General features: G+C 60.9%; 19 protein-coding genes. 11 read left to right on the top strand and 8 right to left on the bottom strand.

The window, feature by feature from the left end:
* Positions 1-418 (top strand): helix-turn-helix domain-containing protein (locus CH293_RS27580; protein WP_217900798.1); only part of this gene is annotated, 418 nt, incomplete at its 5' end.
* A gap of 137 nt (positions 419-555) precedes the next feature.
* Here CH293_RS27580 and CH293_RS28870 read toward each other — a convergent pair.
* Positions 556-969, bottom strand: a complete 414-nt coding sequence (locus tag CH293_RS28870) for an SgcJ/EcaC family oxidoreductase (protein WP_094722059.1) — start codon at positions 967-969, stop codon at positions 556-558.
* On the opposite strand from CH293_RS28870, the gene CH293_RS28435 reads away from it, so the two are divergent.
* Entirely contained in the window at positions 895-2,643 is a 1,749-nt protein-coding gene (locus CH293_RS28435) for a hypothetical protein (RefSeq protein ID WP_217900796.1), read from the top strand. The two genes, CH293_RS28870 and CH293_RS28435, sit on opposite strands and share 75 nt — an antisense overlap.
* A gap of 22 nt (positions 2,644-2,665) precedes the next feature.
* Here the strand turns inward: CH293_RS28435 and CH293_RS27565 are convergent, their stop codons facing one another.
* From CH293_RS27565 to CH293_RS27555, 3 genes are read right to left on the bottom strand one after another with little or no spacing between them, the layout of a single operon-like run.
* Positions 2,666-4,144, bottom strand: coding sequence for a recombinase XerD (locus CH293_RS27565; RefSeq protein WP_255123014.1), 1,479 nt, complete (start codon positions 4,142-4,144; stop codon positions 2,666-2,668).
* Positions 4,134-4,472, bottom strand: a complete 339-nt coding sequence (locus CH293_RS27560; protein WP_094722057.1) for a helix-turn-helix transcriptional regulator — start codon at positions 4,470-4,472, stop codon at positions 4,134-4,136. Before CH293_RS27560 ends, CH293_RS27565 begins: the two co-directional genes overlap by 11 nt.
* Positions 4,469-5,572 (bottom strand): site-specific integrase, encoded by a 1,104-nt coding sequence (locus tag CH293_RS27555; protein WP_094722056.1) that lies wholly within the window; start codon positions 5,570-5,572, stop codon positions 4,469-4,471. Before CH293_RS27555 ends, CH293_RS27560 begins: the two co-directional genes overlap by 4 nt.
* Before the next feature lie 493 nt (positions 5,573-6,065).
* Between CH293_RS27555 and CH293_RS27550 the strand changes: the two genes are divergently transcribed.
* Positions 6,066-6,917 (top strand): hypothetical protein, encoded by an 852-nt coding sequence (locus CH293_RS27550; RefSeq protein WP_141217256.1) that lies wholly within the window; start codon positions 6,066-6,068, stop codon positions 6,915-6,917.
* 281 nt (positions 6,918-7,198) lie between these two features.
* Positions 7,199-7,804: a hypothetical protein gene (locus CH293_RS27545; protein WP_141217255.1), complete on the top strand. Its 606-nt coding sequence runs from the start codon at positions 7,199-7,201 to the stop codon at positions 7,802-7,804.
* Here the strand turns inward: CH293_RS27545 and CH293_RS27540 are convergent.
* Complete coding sequence (locus tag CH293_RS27540; RefSeq protein ID WP_094722053.1) at positions 7,801-8,232, bottom strand: hypothetical protein; 432 nt, start codon at positions 8,230-8,232, stop codon at positions 7,801-7,803. The genes CH293_RS27545 and CH293_RS27540 overlap by 4 nt on opposite strands.
* A gap of 202 nt (positions 8,233-8,434) precedes the next feature.
* Here CH293_RS27540 and CH293_RS27535 point away from each other — a divergent pair, with 202 nt between their 5' ends.
* Positions 8,435-8,737 carry a hypothetical protein gene (locus tag CH293_RS27535; protein ID WP_141217254.1) on the top strand — a complete coding sequence of 101 codons (303 nt, stop codon included), beginning with the start codon at positions 8,435-8,437 and terminating at the stop codon, positions 8,735-8,737.
* A gap of 37 nt (positions 8,738-8,774) precedes the next feature.
* Here the strand turns inward: CH293_RS27535 and CH293_RS27530 are convergent, their stop codons facing one another.
* Positions 8,775-9,734: a DUF6602 domain-containing protein gene (locus tag CH293_RS27530; protein ID WP_141217253.1), complete on the bottom strand. Its 960-nt coding sequence runs from the start codon at positions 9,732-9,734 to the stop codon at positions 8,775-8,777.
* A gap of 44 nt (positions 9,735-9,778) precedes the next feature.
* Positions 9,779-10,459, bottom strand: coding sequence for a hypothetical protein (locus CH293_RS27525; RefSeq protein WP_141217252.1), 681 nt, complete (start codon positions 10,457-10,459; stop codon positions 9,779-9,781).
* Positions 10,460-10,669: 210 nt separating this feature from the next.
* On the opposite strand from CH293_RS27525, the gene CH293_RS27520 reads away from it, so the two are divergent.
* Complete coding sequence (locus CH293_RS27520) at positions 10,670-11,128, top strand: hypothetical protein (protein WP_141217251.1); 459 nt, start codon at positions 10,670-10,672, stop codon at positions 11,126-11,128.
* A gap of 450 nt (positions 11,129-11,578) precedes the next feature.
* Entirely contained in the window at positions 11,579-12,073 is a 495-nt protein-coding gene (locus tag CH293_RS27515; protein ID WP_141217250.1) for a hypothetical protein, read from the top strand.
* A gap of 278 nt (positions 12,074-12,351) precedes the next feature.
* On the opposite strand, the gene CH293_RS27510 is transcribed toward CH293_RS27515, so the two are convergent.
* Entirely contained in the window at positions 12,352-13,035 is a 684-nt protein-coding gene (locus CH293_RS27510) for a DUF2690 domain-containing protein (RefSeq protein ID WP_176460148.1), read from the bottom strand.
* Between the two features lie 328 nt (positions 13,036-13,363).
* On the opposite strand from CH293_RS27510, the gene CH293_RS27505 reads away from it, so the two are divergent.
* The 4 genes from CH293_RS27505 to CH293_RS27490 all read left to right on the top strand — a co-directional run bounded on the left by CH293_RS27505 (position 13,364) and on the right by CH293_RS27490 (position 17,112).
* Positions 13,364-13,765, top strand: a complete 402-nt coding sequence (locus tag CH293_RS27505) for a hypothetical protein (RefSeq protein WP_141217249.1) — start codon at positions 13,364-13,366, stop codon at positions 13,763-13,765.
* Between the two features lie 337 nt (positions 13,766-14,102).
* Positions 14,103-14,765 (top strand): TraI DNA relaxase, encoded by a 663-nt coding sequence (locus CH293_RS27500; RefSeq protein ID WP_094722045.1) that lies wholly within the window; start codon positions 14,103-14,105, stop codon positions 14,763-14,765.
* Positions 14,759-16,654 (top strand): type IV secretory system conjugative DNA transfer family protein, encoded by a 1,896-nt coding sequence (locus CH293_RS27495; RefSeq protein ID WP_094722044.1) that lies wholly within the window; start codon positions 14,759-14,761, stop codon positions 16,652-16,654. Before CH293_RS27500 ends, CH293_RS27495 begins: the two co-directional genes overlap by 7 nt.
* On the top strand, positions 16,651-17,112 hold the full coding sequence (locus CH293_RS27490; protein WP_094722043.1) for a DUF4913 domain-containing protein: 462 nt from the start codon (positions 16,651-16,653) through the stop codon (positions 17,110-17,112). Before CH293_RS27495 ends, CH293_RS27490 begins: the two co-directional genes overlap by 4 nt.
* Positions 17,113-17,243 lie beyond the last annotated feature (131 nt).

Below are 17,243 nucleotides of genomic sequence, written 5' to 3'. Positions count from 1 at the left end.
AAGCGACCAGGTAGACGACGACTGCTGCCGTGATGGACGCGATGCATTCCAATGGGACTCGCGTGAAGATTGCGAAGTTCGCCAGATACTCGACCGCGTAGCGGACAAGTGGTCGTTGCTGGTTATCGCGCTTTTGGACGAAAAAACTCTTCGGTTCGGCGAACTGAGCCGAGAGATAGACGGCATCAGTACCAGAATGTTGACCGTTACCCTGCGCAATCTCGAGCGTGACGGGTTGATTCACCGACGTATGTATCCCGAAATTCCGCCTCGCGTGGAATACAGATTGTCCGACCTCGGCCGCACACTGCTGGGGACGATTCAGGCCCTCGTCGGTTGGACCGAGCAGCACCGAGTCGCGATCGCCCGGGCCCGCAAGGCATTCGACGATGCTGCAGCTACGGCGACACAGTCGTGATTCCATCCCGCCTCGAGGATGGATGAATGGATCGGGTCCTTTTCGACTGCCCAGGAGGAGATGTTTCGCTCGCAGTGGCCGGACTTGGGAGTTCGGTCAATTAGCACAATGCTGTCGGAAAGGCGTGCAGCAGAGACTCAGGCAATCGGGACGGCTGTGTTCTGTCCGCTTGCAATGAGCCACCGACCATCGTGTCGATGCCAGAGATAGGTCGGCTTCCCCTTTCGAGGTGGGGACAGTGAGTCCCCACCAGCGGTCAGGTATTCCTGGTTCACACCTGTCAAAGCAACATCGTCGGTGATGAATCTGACGTGCTCGACGTCGTATCGGACACTGCCGTCGGCAAACGCGCCAGGTAGCACCTCTCTTGTGAAAGCTGCGATGGTCGCTTTGCCGATAAGCCGGGCTCCACCGGCCGTGACCCACACTGCGTCATCGTCGAACAGTGCCAGGAATGCATCGACATCCTCTGCACGTTGCGTGCGTTCGAGTTCTGCCACAAGGGAAACCAGTTCATCGATGTCGCCAGTGCTCGTGCTGGATATGTTCATGACGGCATTTCACAACATGAAGCGCACTTGAGGTCAAGAACGGCACGCATTTCGACCTGGATTTCGCGGCAGTGGCGCGACGACCTCACCGAACAAATCGAAGAACTCACCGCGCTTCGTGACAACTTCTCCAACTGCATCGGTTGCGGAAGCCTGTCCTTGACCTTGTTCCCAATGTCGAACCCCGCCGACGTACTGGGCCGAAGGCACCGGGTGCGCAACGGCTACGAAAGTAGACCCGTCGCTCACCACGAAGGTCCGGCGGACTCGCCGCAACGCAGTGACCCGACACGCGGCCCCGGTCGCAGTGCATTACCCGAAGGAATCCCGGTAGCCTTCAGCATGCCGTCAGACCCCGATTCCGCAGACCCACCGTCCGTGAGCACCCCGGAAGATCCGCCGCACAACTACTTCCACAACAGCGACCCTGTGGCGCTCGCCGAGGCAGCAAACCTGGGCGAAGGTGGCCCAGAAGAAGTCGTGCAAGTACAGCAATTTTACCGGCAAGTTCTCGAGTTCGTCGATGATGTGGCTTGGGCGGAGGACCCGGTGGGTCCGCTCGGCAACCATTGGCGGGGCGTCGGATACGGACAATCAACGAACTACTTGATAAATATCGCTGACATGCTGCAACGTCTCGCGGGGAACGTCTCGCCGGGGGTCGGGCGGACAATCATTCAGCGCATCAAGAGCGTGCTGCGCCCGGTTGATGACCACGGGTACGAGGAGGCGCTTGCGGAACTCGAGGTTGGCAGTGTCCTCGCGTTACGCATGACTCCGGTGTTGCTCGAGCCACTGGTTCCGAGCGATTGGAGGCCCAGCAAAGGCAACCAGCCGATGTCCCCTGACTACGGCTTTCGGATGCCTGAAGGTCTTGTCACGATAGAAGTGACCGTATGGCACTGGGAGGCCTACGCGGCTTGGCAGCGGATGAGCAACATGATCAGTACAACGCTCTCCGCGCGAATGCGCAAACGCGACGTTGCTCGGAACATTCGTGTCGAACTGCCGATCGGATCGCCCAAAGACCTGGTGTCGACACTGTGGAGCCATGAGTTCTGCGACATGGTGTGCAACAGTGATTCTGGTCAGATTACGACGACCCCCGACGCCGCAGAACGACCCATCCGGGCGACTTGGCGACCCATGCTCCACTTCGCAGACGACAGCAACATCGACTGGGACGCAGTAGACGCTAACGGCGGGCTACCCTTCACCTCAGGCCCGTCCATCGGCCACGCCTTCGGGTACTCCGTCAACCCTTGCTTCAACGACGATGACCGTGCCGCCGCCTTCGAATCGCTTCGCAAATCAATTGACCGAAAGAAGCGACAGCACGACCCCACCTCACCGCATTTTCTCGCACTTGCATCGACCGCACCCCAAATTTCCACTGGGTCTGAGGAATTCACTGACACATGGGACCTTCTCGGCCTCACGATCGAGAAACGGATGTGGGCAAATCCGCGATACGCCTGGCTGTCTGGGGTGCTGCATCACAGACCCAACCGCATGGCTCTCAAGTCCGACACCATATACACGCTCGAATACAACCCAAACCCAAATGCCCGACTACCCGCTCCGCCGACCTTCTCGAACGCAATCGCAGGCAATGGTGAATTTCATTCGATGTGGCAGCGCCCACGCCGCCGATCCACAAATAGGCAAGCTTGACGGTGGTCACCCGAGCTGGAGACTACTTCCGCTGCGCGGAGTACCGCGCCCACGGCTGCGCTGCCAATTCGGCGTGGCGGTGGGCGACGGAGTAGCTGTATCCGAGCATTTCCGCGGCGAGCGGCGGTGGCACCTGGGTGACGAGGGTACGAAGCGACGTCGTGCGCGCGCCGAGCAGATTGATTCCCAATGATCGGATTCGGCCCATCATCGTGTTGGGGTGCAGGTGGCGGCCGGTGCGGACGCTGGGGAACAGCCAGCCGGTGTCAGTACCGGTGAGTTGCGTTGTGCGTGAGGCGATATGACCTCGAAGAAGCACCGCGAAGGGTTCGGGTACCGGGGCTGGTTCGGCACCGAGGGTGATCCACAGTCCGTCGGTGTCGGTAGTGACTTGATCGGTGCGGAGTGCGGCAATCTTGACCATCGGTTGGGCGTAGAGCAGGAGAAGAATGCCGGCCACTCGATACGGAAGCGATTCACTGCTGCCGGTGAGGAGTTCACGGATCCAGTGCAGTCGCTCGTCTTGGGTGAAAGTGATTGTCGGGGCGGGGGAGCGGTGCGCGATTGTCACCGACCGATTGATGCGGGTTCTCTTTGCCCAGACGAAGAACGTTCGAATCAACTGGCGTGTGGTGGGTCCGGTGGCGAGCCATTCATCGACGTCGAGTTGGCGGCATGTCGCGGCGGTGCGGCTTTGGGTGTCGTGGAGCCAGGTCAGAAACTTGATGGCTTCGGTGATGTCCTGTTTGGAGGCGTGGACAGGTCCGCGGGTGGGTTTGCCTACGGCTGCGATCGCGCGGACTCGTTTGAGGTGGTGCCAGGTCGCAAACTGTTCGGCGTAGCGCCGAACCGAGCCGTCATCGATGGCGGTCATCTTTGCGGCGATCCAGTCCTCGAAGAGGGCGAGGTAGCGGTCACGCGGCAGAATCAGCTGGTGATGTTCGAGGATTCCCCGCAGGTGCATTGTGCGGCGATCGTCGCCGACGCTGTCTAGGCCTTCGTGGGTCATCGGAATCTGACCGGTTGCCAGCTGGCGCAACAGCTCGTGCACCTTGGCGGATCGTTTCCAGGTGTGGATGCTTTCGGGGCGGTGCACGGCGCAGAAGATGCCCACCAGTGTGTGCATTGCGGCAGGATCGGCGGGGTTGTCGAGAAGCAGCGAGGTGAGGTCGTCGCGGAGGGCGCAGCGTGCGCAGATGCCGCGCCTGTAGTGCTCGGCTTCGGTGCCGCACCGGGTGCAGTGGAAGTCGGTCTCGATACCGGCGCAGTCGACACAGACCGCTCTGTCCTCGACTCGTCCGGGAAGCATTCGCTCGACACCACACGCTGCGCAGTATCCGTGGATGCGCACTGCTGCGTGGAAGCATGTTCCGCAGATCTTCCCGTCGGGCCAGCGCACGCGCGGTTTACCGGCCTCACGTCCGCATCGATCGCAGGTGAATCCGCCACCGGTTCTCGGTCGCCCCCGAACGGTGTTGCGGGGTCGAATCTCAATGGTCATCGCGGACCACCCGGGCGCGCCGCGGTCGGACTGTCTTGTTGAGCTCGACGACGTTCGGTGCCGATGAAGTTGCAGTTCGCTTCTTGCGTTCGTCAGCTGCGGTGACGGTGACCAGGTCCTGCATTCCGCAACCAAAGATGTCGCAGAGCGCTGCCATCATCTGCAGCGAGACACGTTCGGGTCGTTGCGTGACGAGGCGGTAGACCTGTGGACGGGAGAGGGCGATTCCTCGTTCGAGTAGGCGGGGGATGAGGTCCGTGCTGTTGTGCATACCGTGTGCGGCCATCAGCTCGGGTAGGCGCCAGGTGTAGTCGACGGTGCGTTTCACGAGATTTCTCCTTCCATACCGAGAGCGTCGCTCACGGTCGCATCCAACGCTCGCCGCAATGTTCGAGTGCGGAAGTCGCTCGACACGCACGTGTAGAGGGAGGTGGTGCTGGCGTGCTCGTGACCCATCTGCTGTTGCACGAATAGCGGATCCCAGCCGTCTTCGATCAGGTGGGTGGCGTACGAGCGACGCAGTGAGTGCAGGTCCAGCCCGGGGGAGAGCCGCAGCTCGGTACAGTAACGCCGGAACCGACGTATCAGGGTCGATTCGGCAACGAGCGCACCACGTTCGGACGGGAACAGATCGAGTCCCGCATCGAGATAGGGCTGGCCGTGGGTGAGCCAATCCTCGACGATCTCAGGTGTCCAGTCGAAAACCGTCAGGACGCTACGCCGTTTCGGGGGTGACCCGCGTGTGGCTTTGCCGTAACGCACGTTGACCACTCCGAAGCGGCCGAACTCGCGTGCGTGGGGATTGCGGGCGAAGTCGACGGTCTGCAGGTGACGTACTTCGTTGAACCGCAGCCCGTAGGAGTAGGCGAGTTTGAGCATCACCGCGTCACGGTACGCCGGCAGCCACCCCTTGCGCCCTGTCGCTCCGATCGTCTCGACCTGGGCGTCGGAGTGGTCGAACAACAGTTGCAGCTCGGTCTTGGTGAAGGCACGCTTGGCCGGTGTCTGCTCGTTGTCCTGGACGTGTGCTGCGGTGTTCCACTCGAAGAACACCTGAGCAGGGTGCGTACCGAAACGACTCTCACACAGGCGATCCCACCCGTATTCGGGGTTGCTGATGTAGGAGCAGAACAGCTTGAGCGAGGTCTGATAGCTGCGGATCGTCGAGTGCGCGATTCGTCGGATCGAGCGAAGGTCTCCGAAGTATTCCTCGACCATGGCCGGCGTCCATGCCCACGGGAACTCGTTGGTGTAATCGATGAACCGCACGACCACCTGCTGTCGTTGCTCGATGGTCCCGAGCTGCAGATTTCGGCACAGCTGCTGGTTCCGCCATCCCGTGAGCATCTCCTCGACCGTTTGCTCCTCGGGATGCAGAGGCGTCACCGACTCGACTAGGACTACGCGACCGCTCCTGTCGACCCCCATGACATCCCTTCACCGTCTCGTTCAACGAATCAATGATTCATCAGATGAATCATCACTGTCAATAGCACTGCCAGAGAATGACGTTGAACAGCGAGAACTACAGGCTGACAATTCATTGAGAAGGACGTCCGAACGGACGGCGTTCCAAACAGCACGTAACATCCTCATGCTGAACTGATTTCGTGCTTCACCCGAGATGCGCGCAGTCAGTTTGCTGGAGCGAAATGATTCATCAGATGCAATATGCAGAGCTATACCCGACATAATCTATATTATCGGCAATGATTGTCACTATCATTTATTCTCAAGCTCCGCTCATACGTCGACCTTCCGCCACCACCGTCACTCAACCCCGTCGACGCCCCAGACAGAAGCGCTTCGACTTCCGATGAAGGGACCGGTCAATAGGCGGCCGGGAATGAAGGCGCAGACACCCGACACACGTTCTTTCAAGGCACTACGCCCGCACCTTCCCTTGACTACAGTCGATCGAATGAGAATGAGTTTCGAAGCGATGCGGGCGCTGCGATGGCTGGCCGACAACCCGCGAGCTGCGGCACTTCCAGAAGATGTCGTAGTCAGAACCGACGCGCGTTCCATCTACGACGAGCTACACAGCCAAGGCCTTATCGCCGAGACGTTAACCATGAACGGCACAGAAGACGGCGACTTCGACTTCATCCTCACACCTCACGGAATGACTGTCGCTCGCCAAGTCCGCCGAGCTTATCGAGCGGAACTGGCGCAACGCCGCGTCCTCGAATGGCTGCGCACCAACTACTCGCTAGACGGCTTGGCCACCGACCCGATGGCCCACGACTTCACCGGGTCTCTGACCAAGTCCGAGCTTGACGAAGCCGCATCTGAACTCGTCGACGCGAACCGCCTGACCGGCCACACTAGAGCCGACGGGAAATTCTTCCACTTGGAGCTGAAGCCCAGTGGGCGGGCGGCCTTGCGCGCCGACAGTCCGATCAGCGATCCGAACGGTCGGGCAGCAGGAACGGTCACCACGAACACCGCCAACAACTACGGCACGATCGCTAACCAGGTAGTTGGCGGCTCCGGCCACACGGTTACGTCCAATGTGACGTCTGGAATATCAATCGAGCAGGCGCTCGAAGCTCTGCAGCAGATCCGTGAATCGGTGGCAACCGCTCCGGTCGACGACTTCGTCAGAGCGGATGTGATCGAAGATATCGACGGTGTCATCGCTAAGGGAATGCGCAGAGGCCTTGCCTGGATCAAGCAGGCGCTCGTTCCCATCGCGACGCACGTGCGCGCAGAAATCAGTCAAGAGGCCGCACAGCGCATCACGGAACTCACCTCGTCAATCATCACCTAGGGCACGAGCGGAAGCTTCGCCTCTGCCACGTCCATCGCGGAGCTTACGGTCCACCGACATCGAGGCGGGCAGAACGAATGCGGCGGTCCTGCTCTCCTCTACGGACCGCGAACACGATGGCTACATGGGCTACTACAGAGACGCCACGCCAGCAGAGTGGTATAAATTCAACGCGCATCCGCAGATGACTACGTGAAGTATGATCTCGAATAGGAAATCTCGTGGACCTCTCCTAGGAAAGTCTTTTGTTTGGACTGCTGAAGTTAGCTGGCGTCCCCGCTGTGCTGATTACCCTGTTCTCACTGGTCCTGGCCGCGCTTGGTTGGCTCGACCTGTTCAGGTCTGTGTCTGCGCAGATGAACCGACTGAGTGACGTAGCCGCAGATCGTATCCCACTCATATTTCTTCACTTTCTCCAGTTCGTAGTGTCCGCTTCTCTCTCCGTGGCGTGTCTTTATGCATTTATTCAACTGATGTCCACCCCGCACCCGAAAGGACTGTCTCCGTTTCCTGCGGAAACGGGAGGAATAATTGATGTATTGAATAATGCATTCTCGATTTCAGCGTGGAATCCGGCAGCCAAGACTGCCGTTATTACGGCACTCTTCGTTGCAGGCCTGCTGATTGCGTTGATTGCCGTCGGTGCAGATCAACTCCTTGACCTGCTTGCTGGCGTCGTCGGATGGATAGGAATCTTCGCCGCAGTCATCGGGATAGGTCTTCTGCTCCTAGGTGGGATGTCCATCTCAGGGGGCGTGGATCAGTCCGACAACGACGCTGGATATGCTGCACCTATTCTAGGTGTTCTCGTCGCCGGATTTGGTCTCACTTTTTGGTCCGCGACGTACGCGTCCAGGCACATCGCGGTACAGATTGCGCATAGTTAATTCAGCGCACGTGCTTGACTTCTAACGCTTTCAAGATCTCCAGCCAGCAGCTGCAGCGCCGCCTCGGCACTCCCATCGTCGACCAGATCGGGGACCGTCCCGCCGCATGATCGGTGCCAAGCTGTCGACCGGGTACTGGTGAGCTCGTCGACGTACCCTCCGAACTCTTGCGCTGTGGCAATCCGGCGTTCGTGGTGGTTGGCAATCTCGGCCAAAGCTTCAGAGCGCCGGTAGATCTCGGCGACGACAGTTCGCTGCTGCTCCGTGGGAACGACGTTATGGAAGCCGTACTCGTAGTCGCATGCACAGACGAAGTGCAGAAAGTCCGAGCCGTACCGTCGATCGAGCTCGTGAGCCTGGGTGCGGTATTCCACCCCCTGCTCTTCGACGAAGCTGTCCCAGTTCTCGAAGTCCTCCTGCGTTCTCATAGGACTACCTCTACAGGATGGCGCACACGCAACTGCATTCACTCACCCATGCAAAAGAGCCCGTGATTCTGACACCGCCGCGACCCGATATGGCGCTCACGGTACGTTTCGGCTGCTGACGGGATCGGATCGAGTGGGTGGGCGACCTGAACTAGTAGTGGGTACCGCTGCTCGTAGCCGGCCACATCAAAACCCGCGCGCATTGACGAAGCAGGAACGGTGGGGCTACCCGAACGTGGCAATGCTGGCATGTCTACTCGGGTGCGATGCCTTGTTCGAGCACGGCTACATCACAGTCGACGCCAGTGGGACCATCGCCGAACGACGGCCCACCACCGTCGACGCGCTCGCGAACGCCCGGGGCCGAGCTCATCGGATCGCCGTGCCCGACATTCACCCCAGCCCGCGCAGCGTCGTTCAAGGCCCACCGCCAACTACACCGCACCTGAAGTCTCAGACCGCGGCGACGCACAATCGCGACTGCGACACGCACACGGGGCCGTAGCGACTGCGAGCACCTCCGTATCACGACCACTAGGCCGTTACCAGTAGATCCGTTGCAGGATGGAGAGTTCGTTGAACCCTTCCAGTCCCGACTCCCCAAGAATCGAAGCAGGTGGGAATATGCGGTTGGTGGCCGATTGGGACAGGCTGTAGTAACTCATATCAGTGAGACGGAACCCATCTGCCATAGCCGACAGAGAGTCATCGTAGTAACTCAGTTTCTCGTACAGCAGACCGATGAGGAATGCCACCGGCGGCAACTTGAGAGAAGTAGCGTCCTTTATAGATTGATCGTGTCCGACATTAAGAAACGAATATTGAATATGCCCTCCCGGCGCGGCTACACTCGGAGGCAACACTGCAGCGACTTCCGGCGTCACAAGGTGGATTTGCTTCGACCAATAATTCAGGTCGGCAACACATAAAAGATCCAGAGCCTCACGCGGCTCGTTGCTGAATTGGGAATCAAGTTCACTCAGCGCCGCGGTGATCGATTCAACCGGCCTCGATGTTGCTGTCTTCCATGAATGCGTGTGAGCCAAAATGCCGTAGAGGAACGGCGGGAGGAGCTTGCCTCTGAGATCGTGAGACCGGAACTTAGCCGCCTGTCTTACCCTGGCTGCCTCCTTCACCGCTTCCCGAATCCCCGCCTTGTCCAGGGTCAGCTTGACACTGAACGCTGCAACGATTCCCGACAGGAGAACGTTAGGACGGTCACGAAGCGCCTTGGGATACGAGGGGTGAAAAACAACGATATCCGTTTCCGCAGACACCTCCGATCCGTCGCCGGGGTCGGTCTCGAACAAGATATATTTTCGAGTTCCGATACCATATCCTTGAGGCAACCAATCTTTCAGAAATGCTACCCATGCCGCTTCGCTGTTATGCCCTGATTGCTGGGCACCGCCACGTTTAGATGCTTCCGCATGAGCCTCCTCGAAGTCACTATGCATCTGCTTCGATACATCGGTCAACCATTTGTGATGACGATGCGCCATTTACTTAATCTCCTTTGATCATGCGGCCACACTGGCACCTATGCTTAGCGTCGAAACCCTCGTCGGGGATCGCGGGGAGCCTCTCCGTACCGGGGTGTGAACCACGTATCGCAAGGAAAGATCCGTAGCCACTGTGCTGCGGTGGAGGGGTGGTAGAACGCGTCTGCGTCACGATCTTCCATCAGACCGTCCGACACGGCCTCCCAGTCGCTGTCTCGCGGGTGGGTGGGCAGCGTGGCAACGTCGTCGCCGAACTCAGCATCGGACAGAGCAGCTGAGGCATGGACGATGACGATCATGAGCGCCAGTTGCTCTGCCATTGTGCGGGGTCGGGGAAGCTGGCCGGCGTCGAGGTCTTCGGCCAGGTCGTCGAACGATCGGGCCATCTGACGCCGCCACAGGGCGGACTCGTTGTAGGTGCAGCCGGGAAGGCGGTCGAACAGATTCCACCACTCGGTGGTGACGACGGGATCGTCGCCGCGTTCCTCGATGTCGTCGTACGCACTGTCGGCGCACACCCACGCGTGTATCCGCATCAGCTCCCGCTGCCGATCGGTGAGGGAGAACCGCGGCTCGAACTCGATGACGTTGCCCATGCCCGCCATGCTGCCGGTCCACGGCGGTACGGCGCACGGCTTCGCCTCTTTCCTACGCGAAGCCGCAGGCCGAGCGGATACGCCCATCATGTCGGTGCCATGCGCTAGATCGGGATCGCGTGCTCTCACCGATTCGGAACAGTTCGAGCAGCGGGATCAGAAGAAGGCCAGCTGGGCGTCGTCGATGCGGCCACCCCGACACTGCGCTCTTCGGGGCCGGCCTGGGGTGCGAACTATCGCCTCGACATCAGTTCGAGGCGGCTCAAACACAAAAACTGCTGTACGCCAGTTCAGTCGGGATCTAACCTGGCCCTTTGCGTCGAACGAAAGAGTCCCACCATGCCGCCACCAACGCCCACACCGCCCGCTGATCACTACGAATGGCTCGGCAAAGTGATGACTGCCTGCTCTCTGCTCGAGATCCAGATCGGGATGATCGGCTGGGCCACCAAGAACGGCGAGCTATGGACCGAGGACTGGACCGATGTCGCGAAGACCTCCGGTGCCGCGCTAAAACTCTGCAAGAGCCAGCTTCGGGCGATGGATACAGAACTCGCCGAGGACGTCCGAGCGCTGCTCGCCGACGCGCAACCAGTGTTCAACGAACGCAACCAACTCGCCCACGGCGTCTTCATACTTGACCCCACCAAACCAGGAACCCAACAGTGGGTCCTGAAATCGGCACGAGTGGCCGAGTTCAGTCCGCTTACTCCCACGGAGGGCAGCATCCTGGTCGTGAAGGCCAACCGCCTAAGCAGAAAAGCGTCTGAGCTGCGCCAACGGGCCGTCGGCCGGTAGCAAACTCGGCCTTACGCAAACAATGTGAAGTCGGAGTTGATGCGATCGAGGTCGTCATCCGCGGCTGCCCCACCTCGCGACTTCGTCGAATGCACTCTTGCCCCTACGCCAAACAAGAGAACCCCCAGAGCTGATGCTCTGGGGGTTCTCTTCTAATCGTATGTCCTAGAGGGAGGCCTAAGCCCGCGATCCTCAGTGGCTCTGTGATAAACACCGTACATGTCTACCGCGTCGAACGCAATGACCCCCGCTGTGGCGCAGGAGATAGAAAAATGCCTGTCACCTGGCCGAGTTGGGTCGTACGCCCCTCCCCTGATCGCCTGCGAACAGGGCGAACAACCGTTGAGCGCAGCCCTTCGGTTGTACCAGTGGAACACCGAAATTGCATCGGCGATGTGGACTGTCATGCACATATTCGAGGTAACGGTACGGAACGCGGTCAGCGACGCAGTGAGCGAAGTCCACGGGCAGAAATGGACACACGAGCCATCCTTCCATTCCAGATTGGCACCGACACCGAAAGACCGGATCACCGGAAAGCCGATCGGCTATGGCCCCCGGAACGACCTGCAGAAGCAGAGCAGAATCCACACCACCCCAGGCAAAGTCATTCCTGAGCTGAAGATGGTGTTCTGGGAGAAGATGTTCACCCAAGCGCACGATCGTGACTTCTGGAACCCTCACCTCCAAGCCGCCTTCCCGAATCTTGACTCGTCACAACCCACGCGCGATCATCGCAACGCCTTGCGAATCAGATACGAACGGGTCCGCAGAATTCGCAACCGCATGGGCCACCACGAATCGATTTCCGACGCTTCCCGGTTCGACCTAGATGCGTGCTACCACGGAATGATGGATGTACTGGCATGGCGCTCCAGCGAGGTACACGCCTGGGTTTCCTCGATGGAAACCGTTCAAGACGTGCTGCGACGGCGGCCTCGCTAGCCGGGGCCAGCGCTTTCAAGGCACAGCCAGCCCTAAGACACAGAGCCAGGGCGTGCCCCAATCCCGGGTTCAAAACTCAGGAGAACCTTTTGGGCACGGGGCTTCGACTCCGGAATTTCAGCTAGGTCGGGACGAAGCAAGATTTCCTTGAACGCTGCTAGGCCAAACGAGATCGCTTGCGATGCGCGCTGGGCGACGGTGTCGATCGACATCTTGTTGTCACCGACCTGAACATCTCCGTGGACGAAGCGGCTGCGCATCTTGCCAAGAGCGGCCAGCTAGGTACATTGCGGTTCTGGAAGCTTGATAGTGCGGGCACCGTTGTCGACGGTCACCGACCCTGTTACGCAGATCGGCTCGGTTCCGGAGCGAACTATCAGGGGTGAATAGGCGTTGCCAACACCTGGTTCGACGGCGCGCTGCGTATCACTTCTGGTCGGATCGTTGCCCCGGTAGGTGACAACCGAGATCGAGTCACCAGCACCCGCCCCATCCGTTCGTTCTATTTTGCCCCACACGGCGTTGCAGGCCGGGGAGTAGATCACGAAGACACTCATCCCTTCGACGGTCTGCGGTGCGTTCGCGCGGACGGCGTCCGCGCTGCATCCGCTGAAGATAGGGTCGTCCCCCGTTTGGGGTGCCGCCCCTGTTTCGGCTGTGGGTTCTTCCGTGTCGGGCCCAACCACCGCCGCGGTGATCAACGCTGTAATGACAGCCGTCACGACTACCGTCACGACTGCCGTACCCGCGACCAGCGCAGCGAGACGACGACGTGACCACTGCCCACCCGATGAGGGCTCGATCTCGTCAGAAGCAGTGTCAGGCTTCAGTTCGGCAGCGATCGAGTCACGCCGCTCGACAAATTTCTCGACGAGGGCGGCATTGTCGTCGGTGACGGCCGCTACGTAGGCGGCAACTGCACCTGCGGCGGGCAGTCGGACGCATTGCTGAACTGCGTGCATCGTCGATTTACTGTTCGGGGTGCGCCCTGCATTTTTCGCCGCTCTCGACAAGGCCTCTACTGTCCTGTTCTCGCCATTGAGGTCCTGCAGAGCTCGACGGAACGGGCGCAGTAGACGTTCTGCGGGGTCTGACTCCTCCGTGTGCTCTGGATCCGGTACCACCGGTTCCGAACTCGATCGCATCTCAGCTGCCATGCCAGCCCCCTATTCGCTCCACCCGTTTTCCGATTCTTCCAGATTCACTGCTCAGACCACCTGGATGGACGAATCCGATGGTTGTGTGGAAATCGTCGAGCAGCAACCGGACCGATCAGAAGGAGTGATCTCGATGAAGGGCTTCACCTCGATCAGAGACAGCAAGGCAGTAGCGGCGACAGCCGCGACCGCAATCATGATGGGTGCCGGCGTCTTCGTCGGAGGTCAACTTGTCGCGGATGTTCCCGCCCAAGCGCAGGACCAGAGTGCGGGCTACTACGGCCGCGAGTGCACAGTGAAGGCCCTGAGCGGTGAAGGCCTGATGGGTGGTGGATGCAATTCATACGGCGTTGCGCACTGGATTCCAGGGAATTCCGGTAGCCCCGAGATCGCCAGCTGGATCCAGGCCTGCGTCAGGGGTGGCGCATGGGCGGTCGCCGTAGTCCCGTTCGCGAAGGTATCGCCGCAAGGCCTTATTGCCTCTACGTTCCTCGGATGCGCGACATCTGCGGCGGATGATCTGCTAACCAACTGACCGACCCCGTTTGTCGGCACGGTGAGTATCCAGAATGGACGGCCCCGGGATTCTTCTCGGGGCCATTCTGCTCGATTCTCGAAATCCTCGACCTGGTTAGCCACCGTTCCCGGGTACGGCGTCGATGAGTTATTGTGGATGATGTTCGACCGTCGATGAGGGTCACGGTCGAGCGTCCATCCAGCAACAGCGCTGCACCGCACCTCTTTTCGGGTGCCGGTGTCATCGTGCTGTGGGCTGGCCGACGCTCCCAGTGAAGGCCCTCCATGTCGATTCCTCACCCGCTCCCCACGAGCACATCCGAAGTCCCAACCCATGCCGACGGTGGTGACTGTCGATGACCACAAACACCGTCTCGACCGCTGAGCTGCAGCGTCGCTCACAGATCGCTGCCGCCGCCTACGAACGCGGTCGCCGCGCCACCCTGGCTGCCGCTCGCCGCCGCAGCCTGCCCGACCGGGCTAACGTGCGCCGCGAGGAGATCCGCAGTCGTTCGTACTCCTACGAGCCGCGCAGTGACAGTCGCGCGTTCGGTCTGCTCGACACCGACGTGTTGTTGGTGCGGGCGGCGGCGTATCTCGCCGCGTCCGGTGTCGCGCACGAGCTGATCGCCGCACAGACCTTCACCGACCCGGCTCAGCAGGAGTGGGCGGACGCCACCGTCAATCGGACGGCTGTGCACGAGGATGCCTGGCGGGAACGGTTGGTCTACAACGGTATCGACGACGCGGTGCTCCGTCCTGGTCTGTCGATGGATGCTCTGGAGTTGCCCGCCGAGCTCGATGGCCTCGACTTCGACGACATTGCTGAACACACCCTCGACGTGTCCTCCACCTCCGCCGACGTCGAACCCCTGAGGCTGGTCGACCTGCTGCGAGAGACACCGCGCCAGGAACAGTCGTCGGGTTCGGTCGTCGACATCACCGACCGGGTCGCGCAGGTCATCGAGCTCGACCGCGGCGTTGACGCGGCCGTCGAGGGTGGTGTGGACGCATGGTGACCAAAAGGCCGACCGCCAAGGGTGCCGGCACACAGTCCTCGATGTTCCCGTTGATCGCGATATCGCTGGTGATCGTGCTGATCGCCCTCGGATACGGATCGCTCTGGCTCGGGCACGCGTTCACCGACACCGGTGAGTCGATCCCCGGGAACCCGTTTCAGGCCCTGTTCTCCGTGGCCGGCGGGAAGCTGACGTGGCCGACAGTGTCGACAGTGATCTTCGTGTTGGCGGTGATCATCGGCTCCGGTCTCGCCGGCGTCGCTGCGGCCGCTCGGGCGTCACGCGGCGGGAAGAACGATGTCGATGCCAAGGCTCGTCTGATGGGGTCGACGTCGAAGCTGACCGGGGTGACGGGCAAGCAGGCCCGTGATCGAGCGAAGTCGCTGCGGTCGGATCTGGCCAACCGCGACACCCTCGACGACGCCGACATCGGGGTCATCGTCGGACGCACGGTCCAAGGCAACCAGAAGGTGTACATGTCCTGGGAGGACATGATGTTCGCCTTGGCCGGACCTCGTATGGGTAAGACGGCCGCGATGGCGATCGACGCCTTGTGCACCGCGCCGGGCGCGGCAATGTTCACCTCGAACAAACGTGACGGCCACGATCTCACCCGTGGAGTCCGCGAGGAGCTCGGCGCGGTGTGGCGCTACGACCTACAGGCGATCGCCGAAGGCCCCCGCACCGGCGGTGACGGGTTCTGGTGGAATCCGCTGCGCGGGGTCACCTCCATCGTCGCGGCCCGCAAGCTCGCCTCCTACTTCGCTGCCGCGTCGAAGGATGATTCGGCTCGCGTCGATGCCTACTTCGACGGTGGTGCACAGGAATTGCTCGCGCAGATGATTCTGGCGGCATCGTGTGCGGGTGGCGATCTGCTGCACGTCTACGGTTGGCTCTCCGACGAGGAGAACGAACTCCCCCAGAAGATCCTCGAGGAACACAACCACCAGATCGTCGCGATGCGGCTGCAATCGGTGCGCGGCCTCAACCCGCGCCAGCGAGATGGCTTGTACGACATGGCTCGCCGGTTCATCGGGCTGCTCGAGGAGCAGACCTACGTGATGAGCGTGCTCCCACCCGAGCGTGTGGACGTCTCGCTCGGCGCGGTACTCGACACCGACATCGGTAGGGGCGTGCGCTACCCACATTCGATGCGCGAATTCGTGATCGAGAAGTTCGTAACCAGCACCGACACGCTCTACGCCTTGTCGAAGGAAGGGCCGGACTCGTCGTCGGCGCTGACCACGGCGTTGATCGGGTCGATCATCGACGCCGCTCAGCGCACCGCTCGCCGCAGCCCGCGCGGCCGGATGCCGGTCCCGATGCTGTGCATCCTCGACGAAGCCGCGAACGTCTGCCGCCTCCCCGAGCTCCCCGCCTGGTACTCCCACCTGGGCTCGCAGGGGATCTGCCTGATGACGATCGTGCAGAACCTCTCCCAGGCTCAGAAGGTCTGGGGCCAGGACGGGGTCAAGCAACTCCAGGATGCCGCAAACTTCCTCTGGTACGGCGGCGGAATCAAGGACAAGACCACCCTGTCGGACCTGTCCGCGCTCGTCGGTGATCACGACGTCGAACGCTGGTCGGCCTCACGGGCCGGCGGCATGTTCGACAGCGGCTCGACCTCGAAGTCGCAGTCCTGGTCGAAGGAACCGATCATGACCGTCGACGACCTTGCCGCGATCCCGAAAACCAGAGCCTTGGTGCAGATTTCGGGTAACCGGCCGGTGCTGATGAAGAAGCTGTACTGGTCCGACGGCCCGAACGCCGACGCCATCACCGCCTCTGCCGAGCGATACGGAATCCCTGAGAAGTCACAGATCCTCCTCGACGAGGATGCAATCGACCTCGACGAGGTCACCGAGATCGACGAGGAGCCGTTCCTGTGACCGCATTCGACGACTTCGACCCGGCGGAGCCTGTGACCGCATTCGACGACTTCGACCCGGCGGAGGGCGGCCCGGACGAGGAGCCGTCGGCACCGGAGCGGCAGTACGAGTCGATGTTCGACTGGTTCGACACCTGGTTCGCGACTTTGATCACCCGCAAGCTCAGCGGCACCGCCGGTAAAAGCGGGCGAGTGTTCTGTCCCGAGTGGTGGCGACACGACGAAGTGGTGCGACGCCTGCGTGATCTGTGGCTGGCGTGGGAGGGCGCGGAAGCGAGCGAAAATCTCGGGGCTCCGAGTGCCTGGTGGATCCACGACGCCGACCCGATGCTGCGAGTACTGCTCGATCCGGACGGTGGCCCGATGTATCTGTGCAGCAGAGACAAGCACGTCACGACCCCGCCGCTACGACGAACGTTGACTCTGCCCCCAGCGGGCTGGTTCGACGGGCTCGACTGACGCTCCACCCAAATCGTCAACATATCTTGACGATTTGGGTGGAGCCTGACACAACTACCGATTCGATCGACCGAGGGGACCTGGTGGGTCCGGCTAGACCCACCAGGTCCGATGTGGCCGGAGAGTGCGTC

This window comes from Rhodococcus sp. 14-2470-1b, from assembly GCF_002259415.1.
Lineage (GTDB): Bacteria > Actinomycetota > Actinomycetes > Mycobacteriales > Mycobacteriaceae > Rhodococcoides.
Note: the sequence above shows the minus strand (reverse complement) of the source record. Positions and strands in the feature narration are given on the sequence as shown.

Excerpts from the sequence above, each read along its gene's own strand:
- CH293_RS28870 (WP_094722059.1), bottom strand. The coding sequence starts at position 969 with ATGAACATATCCAGCACGAGCACTGGCGACATCGATGAACTGGTTTCC.
- CH293_RS27565 (WP_255123014.1), bottom strand. The coding sequence starts at position 4,144 with ATGACCATTGAGATTCGACCCCGCAACACCGTTCGGGGGCGACCGAGA.
- CH293_RS27555 (WP_094722056.1), bottom strand. The coding sequence starts at position 5,572 with ATGGGGGTCGACAGGAGCGGTCGCGTAGTCCTAGTCGAGTCGGTGACG.
- CH293_RS27550 (WP_141217256.1), top strand. The coding sequence starts at position 6,066 with ATGAGAATGAGTTTCGAAGCGATGCGGGCGCTGCGATGGCTGGCCGAC.
- CH293_RS27540 (WP_094722053.1), bottom strand. The coding sequence starts at position 8,232 with ATGAGAACGCAGGAGGACTTCGAGAACTGGGACAGCTTCGTCGAAGAG.
- CH293_RS27530 (WP_141217253.1), bottom strand. The coding sequence starts at position 9,734 with ATGGCGCATCGTCATCACAAATGGTTGACCGATGTATCGAAGCAGATG.
- CH293_RS27520 (WP_141217251.1), top strand. The coding sequence starts at position 10,670 with ATGCCGCCACCAACGCCCACACCGCCCGCTGATCACTACGAATGGCTC.
- CH293_RS27510 (WP_176460148.1), bottom strand. The coding sequence starts at position 13,035 with ATGCACGCAGTTCAGCAATGCGTCCGACTGCCCGCCGCAGGTGCAGTT.
- CH293_RS27505 (WP_141217249.1), top strand. The coding sequence starts at position 13,364 with ATGAAGGGCTTCACCTCGATCAGAGACAGCAAGGCAGTAGCGGCGACA.
- CH293_RS27500 (WP_094722045.1), top strand. The coding sequence starts at position 14,103 with ATGACCACAAACACCGTCTCGACCGCTGAGCTGCAGCGTCGCTCACAG.
- CH293_RS27495 (WP_094722044.1), top strand. The coding sequence starts at position 14,759 with ATGGTGACCAAAAGGCCGACCGCCAAGGGTGCCGGCACACAGTCCTCG.